Below are 6110 nucleotides of genomic sequence, written 5' to 3' on the forward strand. Positions count from 1 at the left end.
TCATGCGGGCGCTTTGCCGGGTCTGTTATCGCTGTCTGTCGGGTATTTATGCTGGCTCACTGGCTGCAAATTTCGGGGATCCCTCTAGCCCTGATCGGCCCTGTTGAGAATCCGGTGCTGGTGTTTTTGATCATCCTGACCATCATGCTGGTGGCTCCCTTGCTATTTGAGCGGCTGCGCCTGCCGGGGATCATCGGGTTAATCTTGGCTGGGCTGGTGGTGGGGCCCTACGGCTTGGGCATCTTGCGGCGGGATGAGACCATCATCCTGCTGGGCACGGTGGGGCTGTTGTTTCTCATGTTCATGGCGGGGCTGGAGACCAGTCTGGAAGATTTGAAGCTCAATGCCGGGAAGGCCACCATCTTCGGGGCGCTCACCTTTCTGTTGCCCATGCTCATCGGCACAGCAGCCATGTTGGCCATTGGGTATGGCTTTCTGGCGGCGGTGCTGGTGGCCTCTTGTTTTGCCTCTCACACCCTGATCGGTCTGCCCATCATCTCGAAGCTGGGGTTGATGCGCCTGCAGACGGTGAGGGCAACTTTGGGGGCCACCCTTATCACGAATGTCCTGGCTTTGTTGGTGCTGGCGGTGGTGGTGCGCGCCCACCAAGGGGAGCTGTCGCTGCGCTTTTGGCTGACGTTGATCCCTTCCATTGCCCTCTACACGTTTGCCACCCTGTGGGGGGTGCCTAAGCTGGGCAGTTGGTTCTTTCAACGCTTTGGTCACGACGAGGGAGCAGAGTTTACTTTCGTGATCGCCACTTTGTTTGTGGTGGCCTACGGAGCGGGGTTGATCGGCATTGAGCCGGTGGTGGGAGCCTTTCTGGCCGGGACGGCCATTACCCCCATCATCCCCCAGCTCAGCCCCCTGATGAACCGGATCCAGTTTATCGGCAACACCCTGTTTGTGCCTTTTTTCTTGATCTCGGTGGGGATGCTGATCAATCCCGGCATTCTCTTGGGAGAGCCGCGCTCGCTGCTGGTGGGAGGGGTGATGATCGCAGCGGAGGTGGTGAGCAAGTTTCTGGCCGCTTGGATCCCGGCCCAACTGTTTGGCTGGCGCTTTGCCAGCACGATGATCATGTTCGGTTTGTCGATGGCTCAGGCGGCGGCTACCCTGGCGGCGATCACGGTGGCTTTTCAGGTGGAGTTGGTGGATGAGCTGACGGTGAACGGCACCATTGCCATGATCCTGGTGACCTGTGTTGCCTCGCCTTGGATTGTGGCCCGCTGGGGAGAGCAAATGCAGCCAGCCGAAGTGGCGGCAGAGTCCACTGAATTGCCCAAGCCAGATTGGGGAGCTCGCGTCTTGGTGCCGGTGGCCAACCCGGATACCGAAAGCAACCTGCTGCAGTTGGCGTTGATTTTGGCCAAAAAGGGCGGGGGAACGCTGCTGCCGCTGCATGTTTTGTCTGACCGTGCTGGGATCTCGCCGGCAGCCCTGGCTCGGCAAGAGCAGTTGTTGACCTTTGCAGAAGCTCTGGCCCACAGCGCCGTGACCCGAGTGGAGCCGATTCGGCGGGTGGATGACTCGGTGGAAAAAGGGATCATTCGCTCGGCGGCGGAACGTCAGGCGACCTTGGTGATCCTGGGCTGGAAGGGCTACTCCACCTATACAGAGAACTTTTTCGGCAGCATCATCGACGCGGTGGTGCGGCAGGTGGGGATCCCAGTGTTGATCACGCGGTTTCCGGTACCCATCGAGACGGCGCGCCGCATCCTCTTGGTTGCACCGGAGCTGGAGGTCTCTCCCGGATCCCTGCAGCAGACCATTGGGCTGGCGCAAACGCTGGCCGGCGAATTGAAAGCAGGTTTGCAGATTCTGCTGATGCAAACCCGACCTGGGCGGAAAAGCTCCCCAGCCTTGGTGGCAGAAAGCTATGCTCACCTGCCGGTTCAGCGGGTGCAGGGGGGGGTGGTGGCGGAAGCCTTCAAAGCGCTGCAGCCAGGAGATGTGTTGGTATTGGTTCCCAGCGAAACCGGCAACCGGTCGCGTCTGGGCCGAGAGCCGGAGACCATCGCCCGCAACCGACCCAGCCTTCCCATCATCGTGGTGCATTTGCCACGGGACTCGGCCTATCCCTTGCGCCAAGGAGAGGGGGCTCTTGCCGCTACAGAGTCAACTTGGCAGTGATGGCTTTGGAGTGTTGTCTGGCGGATTTGAGCTCTTGTCTCAACTCCGCCCCAGCTCCCCTGGTAAACTGGGATACCCCGGCTTCGGAACCATCGTGAGCCAGAAGGGAGGCCCAGAGCCATAGACTATGTTGATTGAGGAAGTGGGGATGGTACCCTACGGAGCACAGGAGTATGGTTGCCTATTTGCTGGAAGTCGGCTGTGAGGAACTCCCGGCCAGTTTTGTGGATTCGGCCCTAGAGCAGTGGCGAACCGGGATCCCGGCCTCTTTGGCGGAGGCTCATCTGCAAGCGGAGCAGATGCAGCTTTTCGGTACGCCGCGCCGCCTGGCGGTTCTGTTGCAGGGGTTGCCCACCCAGCAGCCGGATCGCACCCTAGAGGTGAAAGGGCCACCGGTTCAGGTCGCCTACCAAGATGGCCAGCTCACTCCTGCCGGGGAAAAATTTGCCCAAAAACAAGGGGTGGATCCCGGCAGCCTGGAAATCCGGCAAGTGGGCAAGGGATCCTTTGTGTTTGCGGTGCAGCGGGTGCGGGGCCGACCGACGGCAGCCGTGCTCCAAGAATTGGCACCCGCCTGGATTACCAACTTGAGTGGGGAACGGCTGATGCGCTGGGCCTGCGGGGATCTGAAGTTTCCGCGCCCCATTCGCTGGCTGGTCTCCCTTTGGGATGATCAGGTGCTGCCTTTGCTGCTGCCGACCCACGAGGGCAATACCATGCCGGGCTTGGTGGCCGGGCGGGTTAGCCGGGGGCACCGCGTTTTGGGATCCCAGCAGGTCACTCTGGAGCGGGCCGAGAGCTACGTTCAGCAAATGCAAGAGGCGGGGGTCAGCCCCGATCCAACAGCGCGAGAGGCATACATTCAGGCTGAGGTGACCAAGCTGGCCAGGCAAGTGAATGGGGAAGCCCAGATCCCTGCTCCTTTGCTGCGGGAGGTGGTGCACTTGGTGGAGTGGCCGACGGCGGTTTTGGGGCGTTTTGAGCCGGAATTTTTGCGCCTGCCGCCGGCGGTGATCGAGACGGTGATGATCATCCACCAACGCTATTTCCCGGTACGGGATGGCCGGGATCCCAGAAAATTGCTGCCCTATTTCATCACCATCTCCAACGGCGACCCCCGGCAATCGGAGCGGATCGGGGCAGGCAACAGCCGTGTGGTGCGGGCGCGCCTGGCGGATGCCCGCTTTTTCTACGAAGAGGATCGGCGGATCCCTTTGGCGGAGCGGGTGGAGCGCCTACAGGCAGTCGCCTTTGCTGAGGGGCTGGGATCCATGCGGGACAAGGTGGAGCGCATCCGCCACATCAGCCGCCTCATTGCCGCTGCCCTGAACTTGGATGCCCAGGAACAAGCGCTGGTGGAGCGCACCGCCCAACTGTGCAAAGCGGATCTAGTTACCCAAATGGTGTACGAGTTCCCGGAGCTGCAGGGGATCATGGGGGCCGACTACGCTCGGCAGGATGGGGAACCGGAGGCGGTAGCCGAGGGGATTGAGCAACACTACTGGCCTTTGGGAGCGGGGGACGCTTTGCCCACAGCACTGACGGGGCGGGTGGTGGGCTGGGCAGATCGCCTGGATACCTTGGTGGGCATGTTTCGCTTGGGGCGGATCCCCACCGGCTCCTCGGATCGCTTTGCCCTGCGGCGGGCCGCCAACAGCCTGGTGCTGGTTGCCTGGGATGCCGGCTGGACTTTTGACTTCAACTTGCTGTTGCAGAGCGTGGTGCAGGACTATGCCTTTGGCGATGTCCACACCTTGCGAGCCTTGCAGGAGTTTTTGGCCCAACGGATACAGACCCTTTTGCAGGAGGAAAAACGGATTGATTACGACTTGGTCAGGGCTGTGGTGGGGGATCCCGAGTCGGTCAAAGCGGAGGATCCCCAGAAGGCCGAGCTCACCATGCGGGCCCTGGGCAACCTGCCCTTGACTTTGCTGCGGGCGGAGTACCTGCAACACCTGCGGGCCACCGGGGAATTGGCGGATCTCTATCCCACCCTCAATCGCTGCGCCCGCCTGGCAGCCCAAGGGGACTTGGACTACGCCGTGGTGGATCCGGCAGCCGCCGTGGATCCCGACCAGTTGCAGGAGGCGGCAGAAAGGGAGTTGTACGAGGCTTGCCAGAAGGTCTATCGCCTGGGGGTGGAGCCAGCCCTTCAGGGAGACTTTGTCCCCTTGGTGGAAGCTCTGCAAGCAGCAGCCCCTCAGGTAGCTCAGTTTTTTGAAGCCGTTTTGGTGATGGATCCGGATCCTGGTCGGCGGGCCAACCGGCTTAATTTGCTGGGGGTATTGCGCAACCAGTCGCGCCTGTTGGGGGACATGGGGGCTGTGGTCATGGCAGGGGAATCCTCGCCGGAGAAGACCCCCTAGCCGTTTCAGATCAGTTTACTTCGAGACAGATCCCCCTCACCCCCAGCTTCTCTCCCAGAGAGAGCTACCCCCCAAGGACTCTGTCCCACTGGCGCGAACGGCTTGGGAATGGACATATCGTCATTTCCACTCAAACTCAGAACACTGTGCCCACACCTAAACCGTTGGTCGCGTCTTCGCGTCAGCGTTGCGGAGCAATAGCGTTGCGGAGCAATAATGCAGGGGGTTAGAAGGTTTTTCAAGGACTCCGTCCCGCTGGCGCGATCAGTAGCCCAGGCGTCTCATCTTAACCTGAACAACCATACGATTTATCCAAGAAATTGCAAACACTGCTGCAAAGCCCGCTGCACCGAGCCTAGGTAGCCCTCTCCAAACAGGTTGAGATGGTTGAGCCAGTGGTAGAGCTGGTAGAGGGGCTTGCGGTGAGGATATCCCTTATCCAAAGGATAGGTCTGCTGATAAGCCCGATAGAACTCCGGCGGAAAGCCGCCAAACAGTTCTGTCATCGCCAGATCCGTCTCTCGATCCCCGTAGTAGGTGGCCGGATCGAAAATCACCGGGGATCCATCGGCCAAGGCCCCGTAGTTGCCGCCCCACAGATCTCCATGCAACAGAGCGGGTTCTGGCCTGTAGTCCTGAAAAAAGGCTTCCAGCTCCGCCATTACCCGTTCGGCTTGGGCCACCCACGTGCCGCGATACCCCTGTTGGCAAGCCAATTTCACCTGGTAGAGCAGCCGCTGTTCCCGATAAAAATCCGGCCAATTCTGCCGCCAACTGTTGATCTGAGGCGTAGAGCCGATGGTGTTGTCGCGCTCCCAACCGTAGCTGCCGTTGGGGGATAGGGTGCGGTGCAACTGGGCCAACTGGGATCCCAACAAACCCGCAGTGTGCGGACGGGGCGAGGTTAGCTCCAGGTATTCCAGCACCAAGTAGGCCTGCTCTCCTACGGATCCCCAGACAATGGGCTGAGGTACGCGAATGGCCTGGGCAGCCGCCAGGGTTCGCAAGCCCGCAGCTTCCGCTGCAAACATCTCCAGCGCTCTTTCTCCCCCACGGGCCAATTTGACAAAGTAGTCTCTTGCCCCTTCTGCAAGAGGGTTTTGGGAAGCGCAAGAAAACCGATAGGTGGCGTTGATGCTGCCCCCGCCCACAGAACGATACTGCAGGGGCCGTAAGGGATCCCCTGTCGCTTCCGCAAGGTGCTGGGCGATAGTTTGCCAAAGAGTTTGCATCAGCAGCCAAAGTCAATTGTCGGAGAAAAACAGGTACTTAATCAGACATCAGACCTGTAAGCACACCACCCACTAGGGTAATAATTGCCCCTCGGCTGATGAACTCCTGGTTGTCCAAGCGCTTGCCAATCCCGTCCATCTTCTCGCTCAGTTTGCCTTCCATCCCGTTGATCCTTTCGTTCAACTGGGCCTCAATGCCATCAATTTTCTCGGTGAGCTTGACCTCGACGCTGTTAATCCTTTCGTTCAACTGGGCCTCAATGCCATCGATTTTCTCGGTGAGCTTGACCTCGACGCCGTTGATCCTTTCGTTCAACTGGGCCTCAATGCCATCGATTTTCTCGGTGAGCTTGACCTCGACGCCGTTGATCCTTTCGTT

The 6110-nt window shown here is 60.0% G+C and carries 4 protein-coding genes; 2 read left to right on the forward strand and 2 right to left on the reverse strand.

Annotated elements, in window-relative coordinates:
• Window positions 1-48: 48 nt before the first annotated feature.
• Both NW849_RS07180 and glyS read left to right on the forward strand, forming a co-directional pair.
• Window positions 49-2133, forward strand: a complete 2085-nt coding sequence (locus tag NW849_RS07180) for a cation:proton antiporter (RefSeq protein WP_414356879.1) — start codon at window positions 49-51, stop codon at window positions 2131-2133.
• A gap of 173 nt (window positions 2134-2306) precedes the next feature.
• Complete coding sequence (gene glyS, locus NW849_RS07185) at window positions 2307-4499, forward strand: glycine--tRNA ligase subunit beta (RefSeq protein ID WP_414356881.1); 2193 nt, start codon at window positions 2307-2309, stop codon at window positions 4497-4499.
• Window positions 4500-4807: 308 nt separating this feature from the next.
• On the opposite strand, the gene NW849_RS07190 is transcribed toward glyS, so the two are convergent.
• Together NW849_RS07190 and NW849_RS07195 are read right to left on the reverse strand one after the other, a co-directional pair.
• Window positions 4808-5731, reverse strand: coding sequence for a fructosamine kinase family protein (locus NW849_RS07190; RefSeq protein WP_414356882.1), 924 nt, complete (start codon window positions 5729-5731; stop codon window positions 4808-4810).
• A 37-nt stretch (window positions 5732-5768) separates the two neighbouring features.
• Window positions 5769-6110, reverse strand: a 342-nt coding sequence (locus NW849_RS07195; RefSeq protein WP_414356883.1) for a hypothetical protein, incomplete at its 5' end; no start/stop codon positions are given.

The organism is Synechococcus sp. R55.3, from assembly GCF_047461975.1.
GTDB lineage: Bacteria > Cyanobacteriota > Cyanobacteriia > Thermostichales > Thermostichaceae > Thermostichus.